16 protein-coding genes are annotated in these 20,230 nt (G+C 71.2%); 8 read left to right on the forward strand and 8 right to left on the reverse strand.

From position 1 onward, the window contains the following. Positions 1-260: 260 nt before the first annotated feature. The 5 genes from ACZ43N_RS23235 to ACZ43N_RS23255 all read right to left on the reverse strand — a co-directional run bounded on the left by ACZ43N_RS23235 (position 261) and on the right by ACZ43N_RS23255 (position 6,851). A complete protein-coding gene (locus ACZ43N_RS23235) occupies positions 261-983 on the reverse strand; it encodes a PH domain-containing protein (protein WP_468099997.1) in 723 nt (240 codons plus the stop codon). 345 nt (positions 984-1,328) lie between these two features. Beyond that, on the reverse strand, positions 1,329-3,653 hold the full coding sequence (locus ACZ43N_RS23240; RefSeq protein WP_468099999.1) for a beta-xylosidase/alpha-l-arabinosidase: 2,325 nt from the start codon (positions 3,651-3,653) through the stop codon (positions 1,329-1,331). A gap of 54 nt (positions 3,654-3,707) precedes the next feature. Beyond that, complete coding sequence (locus ACZ43N_RS23245; RefSeq protein WP_468100001.1) at positions 3,708-4,613, reverse strand: carbohydrate ABC transporter permease; 906 nt, start codon at positions 4,611-4,613, stop codon at positions 3,708-3,710. A 4-nt stretch (positions 4,614-4,617) separates the two neighbouring features. Beyond that, complete coding sequence (locus ACZ43N_RS23250) at positions 4,618-5,520, reverse strand: carbohydrate ABC transporter permease (protein WP_468100003.1); 903 nt, start codon at positions 5,518-5,520, stop codon at positions 4,618-4,620. Next, positions 5,517-6,851 (reverse strand): ABC transporter substrate-binding protein, encoded by a 1,335-nt coding sequence (locus tag ACZ43N_RS23255; RefSeq protein ID WP_468100004.1) that lies wholly within the window; start codon positions 6,849-6,851, stop codon positions 5,517-5,519. Before ACZ43N_RS23255 ends, ACZ43N_RS23250 begins: the two co-directional genes overlap by 4 nt. Before the next feature lie 253 nt (positions 6,852-7,104). Between ACZ43N_RS23255 and ACZ43N_RS23260 the strand changes: the two genes are divergently transcribed. From ACZ43N_RS23260 to ACZ43N_RS23280, 5 genes are all read left to right on the forward strand, one after another. Then, complete coding sequence (locus ACZ43N_RS23260; RefSeq protein WP_468100005.1) at positions 7,105-8,166, forward strand: LacI family DNA-binding transcriptional regulator; 1,062 nt, start codon at positions 7,105-7,107, stop codon at positions 8,164-8,166. A 380-nt stretch (positions 8,167-8,546) separates the two neighbouring features. Further along, positions 8,547-9,938: a glycoside hydrolase family 10 protein gene (locus tag ACZ43N_RS23265; protein ID WP_468100007.1), complete on the forward strand. Its 1,392-nt coding sequence runs from the start codon at positions 8,547-8,549 to the stop codon at positions 9,936-9,938. A gap of 115 nt (positions 9,939-10,053) precedes the next feature. After that, positions 10,054-11,103 carry an LCP family protein gene (locus tag ACZ43N_RS23270; protein ID WP_468100009.1) on the forward strand — a complete coding sequence of 350 codons (1,050 nt, stop codon included), beginning with the start codon at positions 10,054-10,056 and terminating at the stop codon, positions 11,101-11,103. Between the two features lie 133 nt (positions 11,104-11,236). Then, positions 11,237-11,593 (forward strand): YciI family protein, encoded by a 357-nt coding sequence (locus ACZ43N_RS23275; protein ID WP_468100011.1) that lies wholly within the window; start codon positions 11,237-11,239, stop codon positions 11,591-11,593. A gap of 43 nt (positions 11,594-11,636) precedes the next feature. Then, complete coding sequence (locus ACZ43N_RS23280) at positions 11,637-12,983, forward strand: RNA polymerase sigma factor (protein WP_468100013.1); 1,347 nt, start codon at positions 11,637-11,639, stop codon at positions 12,981-12,983. A 182-nt stretch (positions 12,984-13,165) separates the two neighbouring features. Here the strand turns inward: ACZ43N_RS23280 and ACZ43N_RS23285 are convergent, their stop codons facing one another. Further along, a complete protein-coding gene (locus ACZ43N_RS23285) occupies positions 13,166-14,368 on the reverse strand; it encodes a THUMP-like domain-containing protein (protein WP_468100014.1) in 1,203 nt (400 codons plus the stop codon). Between the two features lie 698 nt (positions 14,369-15,066). Here ACZ43N_RS23285 and ACZ43N_RS23290 point away from each other — a divergent pair. The 3 genes from ACZ43N_RS23290 (at position 15,067) to groL (ending at position 18,367) form a co-directional block, all read left to right on the forward strand. Beyond that, complete coding sequence (locus tag ACZ43N_RS23290; protein WP_468100325.1) at positions 15,067-16,044, forward strand: polysaccharide deacetylase family protein; 978 nt, start codon at positions 15,067-15,069, stop codon at positions 16,042-16,044. 226 nt (positions 16,045-16,270) lie between these two features. Next, a complete protein-coding gene (gene groES / locus ACZ43N_RS23295; protein WP_003998759.1) occupies positions 16,271-16,579 on the forward strand; it encodes a co-chaperone GroES in 309 nt (102 codons plus the stop codon). Between the two features lie 159 nt (positions 16,580-16,738). Continuing rightward, positions 16,739-18,367 (forward strand): chaperonin GroEL, encoded by a 1,629-nt coding sequence (gene groL, locus ACZ43N_RS23300; RefSeq protein WP_468100016.1) that lies wholly within the window; start codon positions 16,739-16,741, stop codon positions 18,365-18,367. A 156-nt stretch (positions 18,368-18,523) separates the two neighbouring features. On the opposite strand, the gene ACZ43N_RS23305 is transcribed toward groL, so the two are convergent. Together ACZ43N_RS23305 and ACZ43N_RS23310 are read right to left on the reverse strand one after the other, a co-directional pair. Beyond that, a complete protein-coding gene (locus ACZ43N_RS23305) occupies positions 18,524-19,231 on the reverse strand; it encodes an ester cyclase (protein WP_468100018.1) in 708 nt (235 codons plus the stop codon). Positions 19,232-19,456: 225 nt separating this feature from the next. Then, a complete protein-coding gene (locus ACZ43N_RS23310) occupies positions 19,457-20,230 on the reverse strand; it encodes an SDR family NAD(P)-dependent oxidoreductase (protein WP_468100020.1) in 774 nt (257 codons plus the stop codon).

Genomic DNA, 20,230 nt, shown 5'->3' on the forward strand with positions numbered 1-20,230 from the left:
GAACCCGTCGTTCTGTCTGGATGTCCCGGAAGGTTTCGACGACTCGGACGAAGAGACCGGGGTTCACCCGATCGCCAGAAAACTCTTCCTCGGGGCGAGCGCCGCTCACGTCTTCGCCGAAGGCCCACGCCTGGGTCGGGGAACACGACATACGCGTTGCGGACGTCTCGTGGGACTTCCTCGACGGCGAGAGCGAACCGCACTGCCTGAGTGTGTACTTCACGTTCGAGCAGCAGCCCGTGGAGGGTTGAGAGCTGATGTCACCAGACGCGGGCCGCACGCCGGGCGGCCCGCGTCTCGCCGACGCGGTCCAGCACGAGGAAGGCGACCGGGAGGCACAGCAGCGGAACGCAGAAGACCAGCAGGAACGAGTTTGTCGGCCGGTCGGTGAAGAGCAGCCAGGCGTCGAGCACGAACATGACGACCGCGACGACCCCGCAGGAGGCGGCCGCCCGCTGCCACGCCTTGCGCCGTCGCGCGCCCCGCTCGATGCGCTCCTCCACCTCGGGCCGGGTCCGCTGAGACGTGAGCCCGAGCCGTACGGCAGCCGCGCACAGGCCGGCCACCTCGGCGATCGGGTCGGACAGCTGGTACTCGTCGATGTGCGGGAGGCGGGTCCGGCGCCCGTCCACGGCGTAGAGGTACGCCGACCAGCGGGGAAAACCGTGCTTGTCGTCCTCGACCCGGATGCCGTAGACGTCGGACCAGGCCCAGGTACGGGTGCGTAGCGCTCCGCGTACGGTGATCCCGTCGGCCGTGACGGACGTCCGCGCCCGCCACTGCTCCAGCACCGCCCGGCCCAGCAGGACCGTCCAGGCCGCCAGGGCCATCCCGTTCCAGACCGACGCACCCATCTGCGTCATCGCGTACACCGAGCTGGCGCCGACCAGCCCCCCGGCGGCCATCAGAAGGAGGGCTTGGGGCGGCACTCGCCGGGTCTTGCGGTACTCCCGCGCTATCCCGCCGCTCTCCTGATCGCTCATCGCACTCTCCGTTCACACGACCCTCAGGGCACACGTGTGAGGGCGGAGGGATGTTACAGCCCGGCACTGTGCACGGGGAGCGGCGCGGTCGGCCGTCGGCGACACCTCAGGGGTCCTTTCACTATGCCCGATCAGGTCGCGTGGTCCGGTGCCGCACCTCGCCGCGTTGCCCAAAGGTCCTGGCAGCTCCGCTACGAGGACCTTCCGGCGCCTTGCGATGCACGGCACCGGACCACGCGACCTGATCGGACGCTCATAGTGAAAGGACCCCTCATCCCGCTCGGCCTCGACCGCTCCGCCTGGGCCGCCTTCCTCCCGTTCGCGGCGGCCCGGGCGGACTGGGTGTCAGACCTCCACCGCCCGGACCTCCGTCTCGCAGTGCAGGCGGCGGTCCGGGCCCACCTCGCGCACGGGGCCCGTCAGCGTGACGCGCGACCGGTGGCGTACGTCCGTGCTGGACGCGGCCACACGGAGCTCCAGGGCGCCCGGTTCGACCACTCGGCGGCCGGAGCGGTCCGCGAAGCACGACACGTCGGCGTGGAAGCGGAAGCGCACCCGGCGGGCCTCGCCGGGGGCCAACTCCAGCCGCTGGTAGGCGACCAGACGGGTGTCCGGGCGCGTCACCGAGGCCACCGGGTCGTGGAGGTAGAGCTGGACGACCTCCGCGCCGGGGCGGTCCCCGGTGTTGCGTACGGTCACCGCGACGTCGTACTCGCCGTCCGTCCCGATCTCCGGGACCCGCTCGCCGTCACCCCCGCCCTCGAAGTCCGTCCACTCGAACGTCGTGTACGAGAGGCCGTGCCCGAAGGGGTACAGCGGGGTCGGGTCGATGTTGCTCGCGCCGCCGAACAGGCCCATGGGTGGCTGGAGGTACGTCCACGGCTGGCCGCCGGGGCGGTTCGGGACGCTGACCGGGAGGCGGCCGGAAGGGGAGATGCGGCCCGACAGCACTCCCGCCACCGACGGGCCGCCCTCCTCCCCCGGGAAAAAGGCCTGTACGGTCGCCGCCAGCCGGCCGTGCCAGCGGCCCAGCGCGTACGGGCGCCCGGTGAGGAGGACCAGCACCACCGGCGTGCCCGTGGCGGCCAGCGCGTCCAGCAGCTTCGCCTGGACGCCCGGCAGCCGCAGGTCCTCCGCGTCGCAGCCCTCGCCGGAGGTGCCCCGGCCGAAGAGCCCGGCGCGGTCGCCGAGCACCGCCACGCAGATGTCGGCCTCGGAAGCGCGGGCGACCGCCTCGGGGAACCCGTCCGTGTCGTCGCCGTCGACAGTGCTGCCGGCGGCGTATGTGATCTTCGCGTCGGGGAGTTCCGTCCGCAGGGACTCCAGAACGGTCGGGATCTCGATGCCGAGGGAGGTGCCGGGGTGCGCGGGCAGGACGTGGGAGGGGAAGGAGTAGCAGCCCAGCATGGCCAGGGGGTCGTCGGCGCGGGGGCCCACGACGGCGATCCTGACATCGGGGGCGAGCGGCAGGGCGGCGTCGGGGTTGTCCAGCAGCACCACCGACTCCTCGGCCAGGCGACGGGCCAGCGCTCGGTTGCGCGGCGGGTCCAGGTCGACCGAGGCGGTGGCGGGCTCGGGGCTCCAGTCCTCGTCCAGGAGGCCCAGTTCGCACTTCTGGAGCAGCACCCGGCGGGCGGCGAGGTCCACCAGCGCCTCGGGGATCTCGCCCGCGCGCACGGCCTCGACCAGGGGCTCGCCGTAGCAGCGCAGACTCGGCAGTTCCACGTCGATCCCGGCGGCCAGCGCGGCGTGCGCGGCCTCCGCCCGGCTGCTCGCCACGCGGTGGTTGGTCTCCAGGAAGCCGACGCCGAAGTAGTCGGAGACGACCGTTCCGGTGAATCCCCAGTCGCCGCGGAGGAGTTCGGTGAGGAGGGAACGGTCGGCCGACACCGGCACACCGTCCGTCTCCGTGTACGCCGCCATCACCGAGCGGGCGCCGCCCTCCCGCAACGCCATCTCGAACGGGGGCAGGACCACGTCCGCGAACTCGCGGACGCCCGCGCGTACGGGCGCGTGGTTGCGGGCGCCCACGGAGGCGGCGTACCCGGCGAAGTGCTTCAGCGTGGCCACGATCCCGGCGGACTCCAGGCCCCGGACGTATGCCGAGCCGATCGTGCCCACCAGGTAAGGGTCCTCGCCCACCGTCTCCTCGACCCGCCCCCAGCGCGGGTCGCGGACGACGTCGAGAACGGGGGACAGGCCCTGGTGGACGCCGACCGCCGCCATGTCCCGGCCGATGTTCCGGGCCATCTCCTCGACCAGCGACGGGTCGAAGGTCGCGCCCCAGGCGAGGGGCACCGGGTACGCCGTCGCACGCCAGCTCGTGAAGCCGGCCAGGCACTCCTCGTGGGCGACGGCCGGGATGCCGAAACGGCTCGCGGCCATGATGCGGCGCTGGAAGCGGGCCAGGACCCGCGCGCCCTCCTCGGGGTCGAGGGGTGCCGTGCCGAAGACACGGGTGAGCTGGCCGAGGCCCCTGGTGATCAGCTCGTCGAAGTCGAACGACTCCGTCATGCCCGCCTCGTCGGGGGCGATGTCCTCCCCGTTCGAGTCGCTCTTCACCCACACGCCGTACAACTGCGCGGTCTTCTCTTCGAGGGTCATCCGGGACAGCAGGTCCTCGACCCGCTCGGCGGCGGGCAGGGCGCGGTCACGCCAAGGGGTGGTCATGAAACTCCTGTCGGTGGTCGGTGAGTTTCAGGGATGCGGAAAGGACTCGTTCGCTCACTTGCCGCCCACGCCCATCAGCCCGCCCACCAGGGCCCGTCGCGCCACCAGGTAGACGGCGAAGATCGGGATGCCGGAGAGGACGACCGAGGCGAGCACGGCGGGGATGTTGACGCCGAACTGGCTGACGAAGTTGAAGAGGCCGAGGGTGAGGACCCGCGGCCCGTCGGACTGGGTGAAGATCAGCGGGAACAGGAAGCCGTTCCACGCCTGGAGCGCCGAGTAGATCACCACGGTGCTGATGCCGCCCTTGGCCAGCGGGATCGTCAGCTGGAAGAGCATCCGTGAGGGTGAGGCGCCGTCCAGGGCCATCGCCTCGTACAGGTCCTCCGAGACGTCCCGCAGGCTGCCGACGAGCACCAGCACGGACACCGGCATGGCGAAGGCCGCCGTCGGCAGGATGACCGCGAGGAGGGTGTCGTACAGGTCGAGCTTCGCGATCAGCAGGTACAGCGGGACGACGACCGCCTGGGCGGGGATCGCCACGCCGAGGAGGAACAGCCGGAACGCGGCGTTCGACCAGCGGTTCCGGGTGCGGACGGCCACGTACGCGAGCGGGACGGACAGGGCGAGGACGATGCCGACGACCGCTACGGCGACGATCGCCGTGTTGGTCAGCAGATGGCCGAAGCCGCTGCTCAGGACGGTGTTGTAGTTGTCGAGCGTCGGGTCCGTGGGCGGCTTGAGCGGATTGCCCGTCAGGGCCTTGTCCGCGCTCGTGAGGGAGGCCGACAGCATCGCGTAGATCGGGATCAGGACGACGATCAGCCAGACGAACGCGCCGAGGCCCGCGACGGGGTTGGCCCGCCGCGTCCAGTGGCGCCGTCGGCGGGAGGTCGTCGGCGGTTCTCCCCCGTCCGGCCGCCGGGTCTTCGCGGGACGCGCCAACGTGTCGTGTGACATGCCGTCACATCCCTTCGCGGGTGCTGCGCATGGAGCCGAACCCGGTCAGCCGCACGAGGACGAGCGAGAGGCCCGTCGCGGCGATGACCAGGGACGTCGCGATGGCGCTCGCGTAGCCGAAGTCGTACTGCTTGAAGCCCGCCTCGTACATCAGGTACGGCAGGATCGCGGTGTCCGTGCCGGGGCCGCCCTTGGTGAGGATCAGGACCGTCTCGAAGTACGTCAGCGAGCCGACGACGATCAGGACCGTGGACGTGGTGATCGTGTGCCGCAGCTGCGGGAGCGTGATCGAGAAGAACTGGCGGTAGCGGCCGGCGCCGTCGATCGCGGCGGCCTGGTAGAGGACCTCGGGGATCTGCCGGGCCCCGCCCTGGTAGATCAGCGTGTGGAACGGCATGAACTGCCAGCCGCCGACGAAGACGATCGCGAGGAACGCGCCGCTCTGCGAGCCCAGGGTGTCCGCCTGGATGATGCCGAAGTTCGGGTCGAGCAGCGCGTAGAACAGGATCGCGATGGCCGTGGACGACAGCAGGAACGGCACGAAGAAGATCGCGGACAGCACCGCCCGGTTGCGCTGACGTCCCGCCGCCCACACGCCGAGCAGCAGGGCCACGACCGTCTGGAACGCCCAGCTGGCCACGGTCAGCACGACCGTCAGTGTCAGCGACTGGGTGAGGCGGGGGTCGTCGAGCAGCTTCTTCCAGTTGTCGAAGCCCACCGGCCGGGGGTCGCCGAGGCCGTCCCAGCTGGTGAAGGACAGATAGAGCGCCAGGCCCATCGGCACGACGGCGAAGAAGGTGAAGAAGAGCACGGCGGGCAGGGCCCAGACGGCGTGCGGGCGGCCCACCCGCGACGCCTTCCGGGGCCCCTGCTCGACCGAGGGGGTCTTCTGGACCGTCGAGGTCACTTCAGCCCCTTGCAGGCCGTCACGAACTCGCTCGGCGACGACTTCCCCGCGAACAGCTTGCCTATCTCCGTGTGCATCTTGGTGCCGAGCGCGTCACCGAGCGCCTGGTCCCAGGAGAGCGTGAACGCGGGTGCCTTCTCCACCAGGTCGTACTGGAACGCGGCGTACTCGGGGTTCGGCGCGGACGCCAGGAGCTTCTTCGCGTTCGAGGTGGTCGGGACGTCACCGTTGGCGACCAGGTCCTTGGCGTACGTCTCCGACGCGCACTCCTTCAGGAAGCCGATCGCCACGTCCTTGTTCTTCGTACGGGCGTTGACGGACCAGTAGTTGGTGGGGTTGCCGACGACGTTGCGGACGTCGCCCGTGCCGCCCTCGACGGTCGGGAACGCGGCCCAGCCCAGGTTGCTCTTGGCGAAGTCCGGGAACTTGCCGAGCTGCGTGGAGTACTCCCAGGAACCCATCAGATGCATGGCCGCCTTGCCCTTGGCGAAGACCGCCGGGGCGCCGCCGTTGACGTACGACACCGAGGTGAACTTGGAGCCGAAGGCACCGTCGTCCACGAGCTGCTTGACCAGTTCGGCGGCCTTGAGGACGGCCGGGTCGCCCCAGCCCTCGGAGTCGCCGTCCTGGATGCGCTTGAAGACCTCGGGGCCGCCGAGGCGGTCGACGAGGTACTCCAGCCACATCAGGTTGGGCCAGAGGTCGGAGCCGCCGAGCGCGAACGGGGTGATCTTCGCCTTCTTCAGCTTGGCGTTGATGTCGAGGAGCTGGTCCCAGGTGGTGGGCGGCTGGAGCTTGTGCTCGGCGAAGACGGACTTGTTGTAGAAGAGGATCACCGGCTGCATACCGCGCATCGGGATGCCGTAGTGGCGGCCCTTGAGGTCGCCGGCGGACAGCACGGACGGCAGGAAGCCGCTCTTGAGGACCGGGTCGTCCGCGATGATGTCGGTGAGGTCGACGAGCTTGCCGGCCTCCTCGTACGTCCTGATGGAGCCGCCGCCCCAGTTGAAGAACACGTCGGGGGCGCTCGGGGAGCCCATGGCCGTGCGGAGCTTGGGGGAGTAGTCGGAGCCGGGGACCTTCTGGAGCTTGATCGTGCCGCCGGCCTTCTTCGCGGCGGCCGACTTGTTGTAGCGGTCGACGGCGGCCTGCTGGACCTTCACCGCGTCGTCGCCGTACACGAACGCGGTGACCGTCTTGCCGTCGCCGGCCCCGGAGCTGCCGGAGCCGCAGGCGGTGAGGCCGGCGCCGAGTCCCGCGGTGGCCAAGGAGGCGGTACCGGCGCCGAGGAACCAGCGCCTGCTGAACGTCCGCCCTCTGTTCGACTCCATTGACAGCACCTCTCACGAACGTTTCGGATGTATCGGCCGTGCGGTTGTGCGGGTCGTGCAGGTCGTGCGATGGGGCGCGCAGCGCTGGTGGTGCGAGGCTGCGCGGTCGTGCGGGCCGTGCGATGCGCCGGTTGGGCGCGGTGGTGCGGCTGAGCGGTCACGCGAATGTTTCGCGTGTCTCTTCGAATGTTCCGGGAACGTATGGCCGTCGAAAGGGTTCGTCAAGAGGTCGCGCAGGGATACGATCCGGCCCATGAATTCCGCGAAGCCAGAGGAAACCCAGACAAGAGCGCGCGTGTCGCAGTCCACGCAGACCGCGACGCTCGCAGAGATCGCCCGTCAGGCCGGCGTCTCCGCTCCGACTGTTTCGAAGGTGCTCAACGGCCGTGCGGATGTTGCCCCCGCCACCCGCACACGGGTGGAGGAGCTTCTGCGCGAGTACGGCTACCGGCGCCGACGCGCCGAGGCGACCCGGTCCCCGCTCATCGACCTCGTCTTCCACGAGCTGGAGAGCGCCTGGGCCATGGAGGTCATCCGGGGCGTCGAGAACGTCGCCCGCGAGGAGGGCCTGAGCGTCGTGCTCTCCGAGAGCGCCGGCCGGCTCACCCCGGGCCGCACCTGGGCCGACCAGGTCGCCGCCCGCCGCCCGCACGGCGTGGTCCTCGTCCTGTCCGGGCTCGACGAGTCCCAGCGCGCCCTGCTGACCAGCCGATCCATCCCGTTCGTGGTGATGGACCCGGCCGGCGACCCCGGCGCCGACGTGCCGTCGATAGGCGCCACCAACTGGCAGGGCGGACTGGCCGCCACCCGGCACCTCATCGAGCTCGGCCACCGCCGGATCGGCGCGATCACCGGGCCCTCCCGGATGATGTGCAGCCGGGCACGCGTGGACGGCTACCGGGCCGCGCTGGAGACCGCCGAGCTGCCCTGCGACCCGGCGCTGATCAAGGCCGGTGACTTCCACCACGAGACGGGGTACCGGCTGGGCCTGGAGCTGCTGCGCCGCCCCGACCGGCCCACCGCCGTCTTCGCCGGGAACGACCTCCAGGCGCTCGGCCTGTACGAGGCCGCCCGTGAGCTCGGGCTGCGCATCCCGGAGGACCTGAGCGTCGTCGGGTTCGACGATCTGCCGGTCGCCCGCTGGGTGGGGCCGCCGCTGACGACCGTCCGGCAGCCGCTGATGGAGATGGCGGAGGCGGCGGCCCGGCTCGTGCTGGACCTGGGGCGACAGGAAGGTGCCTCGTCGGCGACCCGGGTGGAGCTGGCCACGAGCCTGGTGGTGCGCAGCAGCACGGGGGCGCCGCCGGAGGCGTAGGGCCGGACCGCTCGTGATGCCCATCGACGGGACTGCCGCGGCGCCGCGCCGACGGGTCGCCGTCCGTCCCGCCTCGGCGGGTGTTCCGCCGAGCTGCCACACCGGGTGGTCTGTGATGCCGCGGCGCGAGGGGTGCTCCGTGGCGCCGTCGCGCAGGGGTGTTTCCCTGGCACCACCGCACAGAGGTGTTCCGCCGTGCCCCCCGGTATGCGGGTTTTCGGCACCACCGCACAGGGGTGTTGCGCCGGGCCTTCTCCTCGGCGGTGAGCCGTGGTGCCGCTTTGGCGGGTGTTCCGCGTGTATTGACGTGGGTTCCGGGCGACCCCACACTGCTCCGCAGTCAATCGGTTGCACAACCGAAACTTTCGGAGGCACCCGCAATGAGAACCTCCCTGACAACATCCCCCAGAACCCGGCGCTCGTCTTTAGGGGCCCGCCTCGCCGCGCTGTTCACCGGCGTGTCCGCGGTCACCGCCCTGCTCGTCGCAGCCCCCGCCGCCCAGGCCGCCGACACACCGCTGCGCGACCTCGCCGCCGCCAAGGGCAAGGCGATCGGCACCGCCGTGACCGGCTCCAAGCTCACCGGCACCTACGGCGAACTCGCCGGCCGGGAGTTCAACTGGCTCACCCCCGGCAACGCCATGAAGTGGGGCTCCGTCGAGCCCAGCCCCGGCAACTTCAACTGGACCGAAGCCGACCAGATCGTCGACTTCGCCGAGGCCCACGACCAGGACGTACGCGGCCACACCCTCGTCTGGCACAGCCAGAACCCGAACTGGCTGGACAACGGCACCTGGACACCCGCCCAGCTCCGCCGGCTGATGACCGACCACATCGCGCTCGAAGTGGGCCGCTACAAGGGCCGTCTCGCCGCCTGGGACGTGGTGAACGAGCCGTTCAACGAGGACGGCACCTACCGCCAGACCCTCTGGTACAACGGCCTCGGCGCCGACTACATCGCCCAGGCCCTGACCGCCGCCCGCGCCGCCGACGCGGCCGCGAAGCTCTACATCAACGACTACAACGTCGAGGGCGTCAACGCGAAGTCCACGGCCCTGTACAACCTGGTCAAGGACCTCAAGGCACGCGGCGTCCCCATCGACGGGGTCGGCCTCCAGGCCCATCTGATCCTCGGCCAGGTCCCGTCGACCTTCCAGCAGAACATCCAGCGCTTCGCCGACCTGGGCCTGGACGTGGCCATCACGGAGCTCGACATCCGGATGCAGATGCCCGCCACGGAGACCAAGCTGGCCCAGCAGCGCGCCGAGTACGAGGCCGTGTTCAAGGCGTGCGTGGCCGTGGCCCGCTGCACCGGGGTGACCGTCTGGGGCTTCACCGACTCCGACTCCTGGATCCCCGACACCTTCCCCGGTGAGGGCGCGGCCACCCCGTACGACGCGAACTACCAGCCCAAACCGGCCTACTACGGCATCGTGACCGCGCTCGGCGGCACCGTCACCCCACCCCCGACCCCGACCGGCTGCTCGGCGGCGTACAGCGTCCAGAGCCAGTGGAACACCGGCTTCACGGGCCAGGTGACGATCAGTTGCGCCGCCGGGTCCTCGCTCTCCTCCTGGCGGGCGAACTGGACGTTCGGGGCGGGCCAGCGCATCAGCCAGGCGTGGAACGCGACCTGCGCCCAGAGCGGGGCGACGGTGAGTTGCTCGAACGCCCCGTGGAACGGGAGCGTGCCGAGCGGCGGTTCGTTGACGTTCGGCTTCAACGCCTCCTGGAACGGCAGCAATCCGGCTCCGACGGTGACGCTGGGCTGACCGGTGACGCTGGGCTGAGCGGTGACGCGAAGGTCGCTTCGAAAAGTATGAGAATTTCCGAAGGAACGGCCGCAGGAGTGCGCGCTCGTAATAATTCGGACGTACGTTCTTGTGTGTGACGGGTGAAGAAGACGAGGAGCACGAGGGCGCCGGCGGACGGCCGCGCTGGCTGAAGATCGCCGGGGGCACGCTCGTCGGCGTCCTCGTGCTCGGTGCCGCAGCCGCGGGCTGGGCGTTCTGGCGGCTCAACGACAACATCCGAAGCGTCGACATCAACAGCGCGCTCGGCGACGACCGCCCGGCGAAGGCGCAGTCGACGACCGCACCCTCGGCGTCCGCCGCCGAACCGCTGCCCAGCGGCGCCCTGAACATCCTGGTCCTCGGCTCCGACTCGCGCAGCGGCAAGGCGAACGCCGAGCTGGGTGGCGGCGGCGAGACCTCCGGCGCCCGCTCCGACACCGCGATGGTGGTCCACATCGACGAGGGCCGCACCGCGGCGACGGTCGTCAGCATCCCCCGCGACACGCTGGTCACCCGTCCGTCCTGCCCGCTGGAGTCCGGCGGTTCGACGGCGGTGGCGTACAGCGCGATGTTCAACAGCGCGTACTCGGTGGGCGGCCCCGTCTGCGCCGTGAAGACCGTCGAGTCCATGACGAACGTCCGCATGGACCACTACATCGAGATCGACTTCGCGGGCTTCGCCGCGCTGGTCGACGCGCTCGGCGGCGTCACCGTCACCACGGACGAGGACATCGACGACGAGGACAGCCACCTTGAACTGGCGGCGGGCACCCACCACCTGGACGGCGAGCAGGCCCTGGGGCTCGCCCGTACCCGCCACGGCATCGGCGACGGCAGCGACCTCGGCCGCATAGGCCTCCAGCAGAAACTCGTGAAGGCCCTGCTGGACCAGGTCTCCGCCACCAGCCTCCTGGCCGATCCCGCCGAGCTCTACCGGGCCGCCGACGCCGTCACCGGCAGCCTCACCACCGACACCGGCCTCGACTCACTGAGCGAACTGATCGAACTGGGCCAGAGCCTGAAGGGACTGTCGTCCGAGGCGACGACGACGGTGATGATGCCGGTCGTCCCCGCCCCCTACGACTCCAACCGAGTGGTGGCCGACGAGCCGGAGGCGAAGAAGCTGTGGGAGTCGCTGAGGTGACGTGATCTGCGGAAACGAGTGCCGAAAAAAATTCTCCGAGAAAATGTGGCACGCGTGTCGATCCGGTGCCTCCCCGTTCGACGTAGGGGTGAGAGGCGGGGAGAGACCCCGCCGGTTCACCTGAGGAGCGACCATGCCGCGCTATCTGTCGATGGTCCGGATCGACGAGTCCACCGCGCCCGCCGAGGGCCCCAGCCCCGAGCTGATGCAGCGGATGGGCGACCTGCTGGAGGAGATCACCAAGGCCGGGGTCATGCTCGACACCGCCGGGCTGCTGCCGAGTGCCCAGGGGAAGCGGGTCCGCTGGGAGGGCGGTGAGGTGTCGGTCACCGACGGACCGTTCACCGAGACCAAGGAGGTCGTCGGCGGATACGCCCTCATGCAGTGCAAGGACATGGACGAGGCGGTCGAGTGGGCCACGCGGTTCCTGAAGGTGCACGAGGAGCACTGGACGGTGACCTGCGAGGTGCGGGAGATCGCGGAGGGCTGAACCCGCTTGGCCGGGGCGCCCCGCGGGTGTCTGATGGTGGGTTGTGACACCACAGCCCACCACCGACGCCGTCGCCTCCGGCAGCGCCGGCGCAGCCGCGGGCCACGCCCCGTCGGACCCCCGGAAGGCCATCGAGACCGTCTTCCGCATCGAGTCGCCCCGGGTGATCGCCGGGGTCGCCCGGATCGTGCGGGACGTCGGGATCGCGGAGGAGCTGGCGCAGGACGCGCTGGTCGCCGCGCTGGAGCAGTGGCCGCGCGACGGTGTGCCGGACAACCCGGGCGCCTGGCTCATGACCACCGCCAAGCACCGGGCGATCGACCTGGTGCGCCGCCGGGAACGCTACGCACGCAAGCTGGCGGAGGTCGGCCGGGACCTGGAGGCGGCGGGACCGGCGGGGCAGTATCCGGACACGCCGTCCGACCCCGACGACATCGACGACGACCTTCTCCGCCTCGTCTTCACGGCCTGCCATCCCGTGCTCTCCGCCGCGGCCCGCATCGCCCTCACCCTCCGCTTCCTCGGCGGCCTCACCACGACGGAGATCGCCCGCGCCTTCCTCGTCCCGGAGGCCACCGTCGCCCAGCGCATCGTCCGCGCCAAACGGACCCTCGCCAAGAAGGGCGTCCCCTTCGAGGTGCCGTACGGCCCCGACCGCGAGGCCCGCCTCGACTCCGTCCTGGAGGTCATCTACCTCGTCTTCAACGAGGGGTACGCCGCCACCGCCGGCGACGACCTGCTGCGCCCAGCGCTGTGCGAGGACGCCCTGCGGCTCGCCCGCGTCCTCGCGGAGCTGATGCCCAGGGAACCCGAGGTGCACGGGCTGGTGGCGCTGCTGGAGCTCCAGGAGTCACGGGCCGCCGCCCGCACGGGCCCGAGGGGTGAGCCGGTGCTCCTCAAGGACCAGGACCGCCGCCGCTGGAACCGCCTCCTCATCGCCCGCGGCTTCACCGCGCTCGGCAGGGCCACCGCCGCGGCCCACGGCGGCCCCGGCCCTTACGCCCTCCAAGCCGCCATCGCCGCGTGCCACGCCCAGGCGTACACCTACGAGGAGACCGACTGGCCGCGCATCGCGACCCTCTACGCCCTCCTGGCCGCCCGTTCCCCGTCCCCGGTCGTCGAATTGAACCGCGCGGTCGCCGTCTCGATGGCCGACGGCCCGGCCGCCGCCCTGGAGATCGTCGACCGCCTGGCCACCGAACCGGCCCTGCGCGACTACCACTTGCTGCCGAGCGTACGAGGTGACCTCCTCGCCCGCCTGGACCGCGCGGACGAGGCCCGCGCGGAGTTCGCACGGGCGGCAGCCCTCGCCCGCAACGAACGCGAGCGAGGGCTGCTGCTGGCACGGGCGGAGGAGGCGCGGGACGGCGGCACCGACGGCGCGCCCTGACGCGCGAGCGAGGGCTGCTGCCGGCACGGGCGGAGGAGGCGCGGGACGGCGGCACCGACGGCGCGCCCTGACCTCGCCGGACGGGACCACGCCGGGTGCCCCGGGCGCCGAGCTGCGGTCGGACGCGACGGGTCCCGGCGCCGGACCACCCCGGCCGCGCGGGCGTCCCCGGCTCGGTCCTCTCAGGCAGGGCGACCGATCAGCATCGTCGGCGCGCCCGCCACCCGGGTGAGGAAGACCGTCGCCGCTCCCGTGCCGTGCGGCTTCGGCAGCGCCTTGCGGCGCAGTTCCTCCGGTTCGACGGCCGACCCCCGCTTCTTGACGGTCAGGATGCCGATCTCGCGCTCACGCAGCAGGGCCTTGAGCTTCTTGACGTTGAAGGGCAGGACGTCGGTGATCTCGTACGCGGTGGCGTACGGGGTGACATGGTGCTCGTCGGCGGTGATGTACGCGATCGTGGGGTCGATCAGCCCGCCTTCCAGGTCCTCGGCGACCTCGGCGACCAGATGGGCGCGGATGACGGCGCCGTCCGGCTCGTACAGGTACCGCCCGACCGGCCGGACCGGCGGGTCGGGCAGCATCGTGTCGGGGGAGGCGTGGATCCCGGCCTCCGAGGGGAGCAGCATCGCCCGCCGCGCCCCTGGCGTCCCGCTCGCGCGGAACCACAGCACGGCCTCCTTCACGTCCCCGCCGTCCGAGATCCACTCGGCCTCGGCCTCCGCCGGAATCGCCTCGTGCGGGATGCCCGGCGCGATCTTGAGCGCGCCGAGCGGTGCCTTCCGCGCGGCCGACACGGCCCACGACAGCGGGGGTGAGTAGGCCTCCGGGTCGAAGATCCGGCCGCGCTTGGAGGAGCGCCGCGCCGGGTCGACGAACACGGCGTCGTACGCGGCCGTGTCCACCTCCGTCACATCCGCCTCGCGCACCTCGATCAGATCGGCGAGGCCGAGCGCGTCCGCGTTGGCACGGGCCGCCGCCGCGGTCAGCGGGTCACGGTCGACGGCCAGGACGCGGATGCCGGCCCGCGCGAACGCGATCGCGTCCCCGCCGATCCCGCAGCACAGGTCGGCGACCGACCGCACGCCGAGCGCCTGGAAGCATTCCGCGCGGTACGTCGCCACACTGGTCCGCGTCGACTGTTCGACCCCGTTGGGCGTGAAGAACATCCGCGCCGCGTCCTCGGCCCCGAACTTCGCCGTGGCCCGCTGTCGCAGCCGCGCCTGGGCGATGGCCGCCGAGACGAGTTCCGCCGGGTGCGTACGACGCAACCGGGTCGCCACGGCCAGCTCCCGCGCGGGTGCCACTCCCCGCACCTCGTCCAGGAGGGCCCGGCCCTCGGGGGTCAGCAGGGGGGCGAGGAAGGAGTTGGGGGAGAGGTCGTTCACCGGGCCATTGTGGGCCACTCGGTGGACGGTGTGCCGGGGGCGGCGGTGTCGGCCGGAGGGGTCGGGCGTGTCCTGCGAGGATGCGGCGCCATGCGACGCGCACGACAAACCTATGAAACGAGGGCGAAGCGGGCGAGGTTCTGGGGGGCGGGCGACGGCGTCCGGGGCGCAAGCGCCGTGCTCGCCGCAGCGGTCGTCGTGTCCGGGTGTGCCGGGGGAGAAACCGAGGGGACATCGAGGGGTGCTTCCCCCGCGACGAGATCCGCCGGGAGGAAGCCGCCGACGGTGGGCCCGGTCCGCGCCCGGCAGCCGAGGGAAGGGCGGCAGGGGCACCATGGACACGGAGGGCGGCGGGCGAAGCGGGGGCGCCGGCGGCGGCCCGCCCCTCGTGGCCTCGATGCGCCCAAGGCGCGGGCAACCGGTACGTCCGCCAGGCAGCCGCGCCGGGCGTACGTGTCGGTTGCCCCGTACGCCGCGCACGCCCCGTACGCCGCGCGGGTCGCCGCGGTGAGGCGGGGGAGGCCGGCGGAGGTGCCGCTCACCCCGGCTGGGCCGGCGAAGGAGAAGCCCGCCCTGAGTACCTGGGGCTGCCTGTGACCGTCCGCGGCCTCCGGACCCATCCCCTGCCCCTCGCACTGGCCGTCGCCGCCGCTCTCCTCCTCACCTCCTGCGCCGCCCACCCGACCCCGCGGCCGGCCATGCCGACGGCGGGGGCGACGGCAACCCTGGCCCTGGGGCCCGGCGACGGCGAGCCGGCCGGTGGACGCCCTGGAGGAACGGGTTCCGGCGGGAGGCAGGGCCCCTCCGGCGTGTTGGGCTCGGATGCGGGGTCGGGCGATCGCCCCGCTGGTTCGGGTGCTTCCCGCCCCGGTCCGGAGGGGCGGGGCGGCGGTCCTGACGCCCCGGGCCGTGGCGCCCCTGTTGCGCGCGTGCCCGGCCGTACCGTCCCACCGACCCGTCGCCGCGCCACCCCGCCCCGTGGCCGGACCCACTCGCCCGCGTACCGTCGCTGGGGGCTCTCCGCCCCGCTCGCCCGTGCTCCCGAGCACCCAGACCGGCCCCACGCACCGCGAGTCGTACGCGCCGGTCCGGCCCCCGTCGTCGACCGCATCGAGACCCGGGACAAGGTGGTGTTCCTGACGTACGACGACGGGGCGGCGAAGGACCCCCGGTTCGTGCGGATGGTGCGGGAACTGCGGCTGCCGGTCACCATGTTCCTCACGGACAGTGTCGTCGGCCCGGGCTACGGCCACTTCGCCCGGCTGCGCTCGGTCGGCGCCACGGTGCAGAACCACACCCTCGACCACATCGCCCTGCGCGGTCTGCCGTACGCCGGGCAGCGGGCCGAGATCTGCGGCCAGCAGGACAAGCTGAAGCAGCGCTTCGGTATCCGCCCCACCCTGTTCCGCCCGCCGTACGGCGTCTACGACACCACCACACTGCGCGCCGCCGCCGACTGCGGCATCGCCGCCGTCGTCCTGTGGCGCGCCTCCACGCAGGCCGACGACCTCCGCTCCACCGTCGGCGACCGCCTCCGCCCCGGAGACATCGTCCTCGCCCGCTTCAGGGGCCCGGACCAGCGGAACGGCACCACACTCACCGGGATGACGACGCGGCTCCTGCGCCGCGTCCAGGAACAAGGTCTGACGGTAGGTCGTTTGGAGGATTACCTCTGAAGGGTGGAACCTCACGGCCAGCCGGGGTCCGGCACCACGCCACGCGGCCGCAATTAGCAGTCCGCTTGACCGAGTGCTAACCACGGTCATAGTCTCAGGTCTGGCACTCCCCCCTGGAGAGTGCCAACTACGCGACGGGCAGGTCCGGCACCCGCGACGACGGATCCACCTGGTCGCCACCTCAGACAGTTAACCCCGTGAGATCTCCGAAGGGGGAGGTCGGATCGTGACGACCACCAGCTCCAAGGTTGCCATCAAGCCGCTCGAGGACCGCATCGTGGTCCAGCCGCTCGACGCCGAGCAGACCACCGCCTCTGGCCTGGTCATCCCGGACACCGCCAAGGAGAAGCCCCAGGAGGGCGTCGTCCTGGCCGTCGGCCCGGGCCGCTTCGAGAACGGCGAGCGCCTGCCGCTCGACGTCAAGACCGGCGACATCGTGCTGTACAGCAAGTACGGCGGCACCGAGGTGAAGTACAACGGCGAGGAGTACCTCGTCCTCTCGGCTCGCGACGTCCTCGCGATCATCGAGAAGTAGTTCACCTCTCGCGAGGCAGCCCCGCCGCCCACAGCGGCGCGTCACTTCGCGAAACACATTGCTTTGAGCTGCGCCCCTGGCCCCCGCGACCACCAAGAAGCCGGGCGCCCGGGGCGCAGTCTGCATTCACCCGAGATTTCCGAGAGGGCTCCCGCTGCCATGGCGAAGATCCTGAAGTTCGACGAGGACGCCCGTCGCGCCCTCGAGCGCGGCGTCAACAAGCTTGCCGACACGGTCAAGGTGACGATCGGCCCCAAGGGCCGCAACGTCGTCATCGACAAGAAGTTCGGCGCCCCCACCATCACCAACGACGGTGTGACCATCGCCCGCGAGGTCGAGATCGAGGACCCGTACGAGAACCTCGGCGCGCAGCTGGTGAAGGAGGTGGCGACCAAGACCAACGACATCGCTGGTGACGGCACCACCACCGCCACCGTGCTCGCCCAGGCGCTGGTGCGCGAGGGCCTGAAGAACGTCGCCGCGGGTGCCTCCCCGGCCGCCCTGAAGAAGGGCATCGACGCCGCCGTCGCCGCGGTCTCCGAGGACCTGCTCGCGTCGGCCCGCCCGATCGACGAGAAGTCCGACATCGCCGCCGTCGCCGCGCTGTCCGCCCAGGACCAGCAGGTCGGCGAGCTCATCGCCGAGGCGATGGACAAGGTCGGCAAGGACGGTGTCATCACCGTCGAGGAGTCCAACACCTTCGGTCTGGAGCTGGACTTCACCGAGGGCATGGCCTTCGACAAGGGCTACCTGTCGCCGTACTTCGTCACGGACCAGGAGCGCATGGAGGCCGTCCTCGACGAGCCCTACATCCTCATCCACCAGGGCAAGATCGGCGCCATCGCCGACCTGCTGCCCCTGCTGGAGAAGATCATCCAGACCAACTCCTCGAAGCCGCTGCTGATCATCGCCGAGGACGTCGAGGGCGAGGCCCTCTCCACCCTCGTCGTGAACAAGATCCGCGGCACGTTCAACGCCGTCGCGGTCAAGGCCCCCGGCTTCGGCGACCGCCGCAAGGCGATGCTGCAGGACATGGCCGTCCTCACCGGCGCCACCGTCATCTCCGAGGAGGTCGGCCTCAAGCTCGACCAGGTCGGCATCGACGTGCTCGGCACCGCCCGCCGCGTCACCGTCACCAAGGACGACACCACGATCGTCGACGGCGCCGGCAACTCCGAGGACGTCCAGGGCCGCGTCGCCCAGATCAAGTCCGAGATCGAGAACACCGACTCCGACTGGGACCGCGAGAAGCTCCAGGAGCGCCTCGCGAAGCTGGCCGGCGGCGTGTGCGTGATCAAGGTCGGCGCCGCCACCGAGGTGGAGCTGAAGGAGAAGAAGCACCGTCTGGAGGACGCCATCTCCGCGACCCGCGCCGCGGTCGAGGAAGGCATCGTCTCCGGTGGTGGCTCCGCGCTCGTCCACGCCGTGAAGGTCCTCGAGGGCAACCTCGGCAAGGAGGGCGACGAGGCCACCGGTGTCTCCGTGGTCCGCAAGGCCGCCGTCGAGCCGCTGCGCTGGATCGCCGAGAACGCCGGCCTGGAGGGCTACGTCATCGTCTCCAAGGTCGCCGAGCTGGAGAAGGGCAGCGGTTACAACGCCGCCACCGGCGAGTACGGCGACCTGGTCAAGGCCGGCGTCATCGACCCGGTCAAGGTCACCCGCTCCGCTCTGGAGAACGCCGCCTCCATCGCCTCCCTCCTCCTCACGACCGAGACCCTGGTCGTCGAGAAGAAGGAAGAGGAGCCGGCCGAGGCGGGTCACGGCCACGGTCACGGCCACGCCCACTGAGGCAGCACGCGACACCCGAGGCAGACCCCGTGAGGCCCGTGCCCGCGGCAGACGCCTGAGCGAAGCCCCCGTTCCGCCCGGAACGGGGGCTTCTCCCTTCACGCGGTGCGCGCGGGCCCTACCGGCCTCCCCGGGTGGCCCCGGCCGCCGCCCCGTCTACCGCTCCAGCCCTTCCAGGGCCCCCAGCTGCCCCATCAGCGACAGCCGGTCGTACTGCCACCATCCCTCGGCGAGCTTCCCGTCCGCCGAGCAGCGATGGATGCTCATCCCGGTCATGGAGACCTTTCTCCCGGTGGGCGCGATACCGAGGAACTCGCCCTTGTGCGTGGCGTTCCACGTCCACCGCGTGCACACGCGGTCCCCCTGGGCCATCTGGTCCTCGATCGTGAACGAGAAGTCGAAGCCCGTCCGCCACATCTCGAACTCACGCCGCGCCGCGTCCATGCCGATCACGTCCTGCGGATTCGACGGGTCGTGGTCGTGATAGTCCTCCACCAGCAGGTCGTTCATCGGCGGCAGCTCCCCCTGCGTGCCCAGCGTCTCGAAGAACTTCCGCGCCGTGTCCGCGTTCAGCTGCTCGTCCCGCACCACGTCCAGATCCGTGAACGTCGGCATCTCGTCACAGAGCGCCACCATCTCGTTGAAGATCCGGTCCGTCTCCGGCAGCTGGGAGTTGCGCATGGCCTCCTCGTACGACGGGAACTCCACGATCTCGACGAAGTGCGCCTCGTCGGACCGGTCCTTCCCGATCATGTTGTGCGTAGCCGTCCGCTTCCCCTTGGTCTGCTCGACCCACCTGTCCATCAGCCGGTCCATCTCGTCGAACCGGCTCGTCCTACAGTCGATGAGCTGCACAAACGTCACAAGACCACCTCCGGCCCCCCTGGCTCCGGTCGGACGCCTCCATTGTCCTCCCGCCCTGCCTCTCTCTCACCCGCTGAGCGAGAGCAGCCCCCGGGTGTGTGCGGGCGGACGTCGTCGTGCGGGCCGACGTCGTCGTGCGGGCCGGCGTCGAAGCCGTGCCGCCGTACCGGCCGCCCGCCTGGGCCGCCCGTACGAGGACACCGCAGGGGCGTGTGCCCGGCCCGACTACTGCGGCCCGTACTTCCGCCCCGTCTTCGAGCTGACCCCGCCCAGCAGCCCCCGCGGCAGTACCTTCACCACACCCATCAGGGTCTTGTAGCGCGGGTCGGGGACCGAGACCGTCCTGCCGCGGGCCAGGTCGGCCAGGGCCGCCGTGACCAGCTTGTCCGCGTCGAGCCACATCCAGCCCGGAATGTTGTCCGTGCCCATGCCCGCCCGCTCGTGGAACTCCGTGCGGACGAAGCCCGGGCACAGCGCCATCAGACGGACCCCGCTGCCGGCCAAGTCCCGCGCCGCGCCCTGGGTGAACTGCACCACCCACGCCTTGGACGCGCCGTACGTGCCCCGCGGTACGAAGGCCGCGACCGACGCCACGTTGACCACACCGCCCCGGCCACGCTCCCGCATGGCCTCGGCCGCCGCCGAGGTCAGCCGGAGGACCGCCTCGCAGTGCACCGTCAGCATCTTCAGTTCGTCGGCCATCGCGACCTCGAGATAGCGGCCCTTGTTGCCGAAGCCGGCGTTGTTGACCAGCAGGTCGACCGGGTTCTTGCGGTCGGACAGCCGCGTCGCCACCGCCTCGATGCCGTCGTCCGTCGCCAGATCCGCCGTCAGGACCTCCGCCTCGATGCCATGCCGGTCGTGCAACTCCGTGGCCTGCTCCCGCAGCCGTTTGGTGTCGCGCGCCACCAGCACCAGGTTGTGCCCGTCCGCCGCCAGTCGCCGAGCGAAGGCCGCGCCGATGCCCGCGGTCGATCCCGTAATCAGAGCCGTTGTCAT

Source organism: Streptomyces sp. NPDC030814, assembly GCF_055572155.1.

What these genes read in the sequence shown, in the direction of transcription:
- ACZ43N_RS23235 (WP_468099997.1), bottom strand. Translation starts at nt 983, where the DNA reads ATGAGCGATCAGGAGAGCGGCGGGATAGCGCGGGAGTACCGCAAGACC.
- ACZ43N_RS23240 (WP_468099999.1), bottom strand. Translation starts at nt 3,653, where the DNA reads ATGACCACCCCTTGGCGTGACCGCGCCCTGCCCGCCGCCGAGCGGGTC.
- ACZ43N_RS23245 (WP_468100001.1), bottom strand. Translation starts at nt 4,613, where the DNA reads ATGTCACACGACACGTTGGCGCGTCCCGCGAAGACCCGGCGGCCGGAC.
- ACZ43N_RS23255 (WP_468100004.1), bottom strand. Translation starts at nt 6,851, where the DNA reads ATGGAGTCGAACAGAGGGCGGACGTTCAGCAGGCGCTGGTTCCTCGGC.
- ACZ43N_RS23260 (WP_468100005.1), top strand. Translation starts at nt 7,105, where the DNA reads ATGAATTCCGCGAAGCCAGAGGAAACCCAGACAAGAGCGCGCGTGTCG.
- ACZ43N_RS23265 (WP_468100007.1), top strand. Translation starts at nt 8,547, where the DNA reads ATGAGAACCTCCCTGACAACATCCCCCAGAACCCGGCGCTCGTCTTTA.
- ACZ43N_RS23275 (WP_468100011.1), top strand. Translation starts at nt 11,237, where the DNA reads ATGCCGCGCTATCTGTCGATGGTCCGGATCGACGAGTCCACCGCGCCC.
- ACZ43N_RS23290 (WP_468100325.1), top strand. Translation starts at nt 15,067, where the DNA reads ATGCCGACGGCGGGGGCGACGGCAACCCTGGCCCTGGGGCCCGGCGAC.
- groL (WP_468100016.1), top strand. Translation starts at nt 16,739, where the DNA reads ATGGCGAAGATCCTGAAGTTCGACGAGGACGCCCGTCGCGCCCTCGAG.
- ACZ43N_RS23310 (WP_468100020.1), bottom strand. Translation starts at nt 20,230, where the DNA reads ATGACAACGGCTCTGATTACGGGATCGACCGCGGGCATCGGCGCGGCC.